This window comes from Frankia sp. KB5, from assembly GCF_002099325.1.
GTDB lineage: Bacteria > Actinomycetota > Actinomycetes > Frankiales > Frankiaceae > Frankia > Frankia casuarinae.
The window spans coordinates 1-1,411 of sequence record NZ_MRUJ01000397.1 but is presented as its reverse complement, the minus strand read 5'-3'; the positions used below and the strand labels follow the sequence as shown (position 1 = coordinate 1,411).

At 66.1% G+C, this 1,411-nt stretch carries 2 protein-coding genes; both read right to left on the bottom strand.

Annotated elements, in window-relative coordinates; translation table 11 throughout:
• Positions 1-242: 242 nt before the first annotated feature.
• Entirely contained in the window at positions 243-470 is a 228-nt protein-coding gene (locus KBI5_RS24755) for a hypothetical protein (RefSeq protein WP_023842163.1), read from the bottom strand.
• 28 nt (positions 471-498) lie between these two features.
• Complete coding sequence (locus tag KBI5_RS24750) at positions 499-714, bottom strand: hypothetical protein (RefSeq protein WP_133057169.1); 216 nt, start codon at positions 712-714, stop codon at positions 499-501.
• Between the last annotated feature and the right edge of the window lie 697 nt (positions 715-1,411).

Genomic DNA, 1,411 nt, shown 5'->3' with positions numbered 1-1,411 from the left:
CCACAGCCACGACACCGCCACACGGCGGAACCAGCCCCTCCACGCCATCGCCGAATACTTACGACGAGGCAGCTACTCTCTGTTGATCATCTGCTCTACCTCGTAGGTATCCGACAGCAGGTCGACGCGGGTCACAGTCGGATCTTCGACCAGCGCACGCCGGGCCGCGTCGGGAAGGTCCATCCTTCGGGCCTTCCACGCAGGAACGTAGTACAACGCTCCGGCCCTACCAGGCGCCGCGATCAGCCGGACGAACGGCATGAGCCCCGACTCACCTCACCCTGCCCCCGCGAGGCGGTATCGGCGACCGGCCGTTCACCATCGAAGATCTGCACCCGTTCGACCGCCGGAAGCATCCGCAGCAACCGCGAGGCCAGCGCCGGAAGGTCGGCGTTACGGAGCACGTCCGGACTCGCGATGGTTGCGGACGGCCCTCGATCATCCTCATAACGAACCAAGATCTTCAACATGGCGGAAGGTCCCTGATCGCAGCTGCGTTCAGCATCCCCCGCACTCCAAAGCAAGAAGATCGCGTGGCTTCTCCGCAACCAGAACGCGTGAGCCCGCGTCGTCCGTCAGCTCCACGGACGCCACCCCCGGTTCCTCCAGAGCCTCGCCCACGATCCGCCGCAGACCGGCCGCCACGACCGGAGCCCACTGCATGTAGGTCGTGGTCGGCGCGGCCCCCTTGTAAACGATCTTTATGTACGGCATCCCGTCCCCCTCGCGGCTCACATGGGTGTCCCCGGGCGCACCGGCATCGTCGGCGGCAGCACACCCGGGGACGTCTAGGTAGGGCACCCCGTCGTGTGTAGCCCAAGGTGACCCGAAGCGCCCTACGACAGAACATGACAGATAGCGAGGGACGCGGTCACCCCCCGCAAGGGACATGCTGGGACGTTCTAAGATCGAAACGTCCCATGCCCTCGGTCTCGGGAGCCGCAACGTGCCCAACGAAAGATTGCGAACCGCGCTCACTCGCCGTAGCTRGACACCGCCCACGCTCGGTGAGGCTCTGGGTGTCGACGCGAAAACGGTTGAACGATGGATCACGAAGGGGCGGACTCCGCACCGAACCACYGCGATGAAGGCCGCGCGACTACTCGGGGAGGAAGCGACTATCTATGGCCCAATGTGGGTAAGCGTGTCGCCATGGCAGGGTGACCCGCAAAGTCTGTTTGTGCAGGTAGACGGTGTGAGACGGGGTGCGGGGGGCTGGGGCCGGTGGTGGTGTGAGGATCCGGGCCCGGCTGCTGTTTCGTCGCTGTGAGTAGCGCGTGTGAGGGTGGGTTCCGGCGCCGGCGGAAACGCCACCGATGACGTTCTGTGACAGCCGGTGGGGTGGGTGGGGCGGTGGGGCCGTGGGGTCCGGGGGAACAACGGCGGGCCACCACGGTGAGGGTGGCTGCGG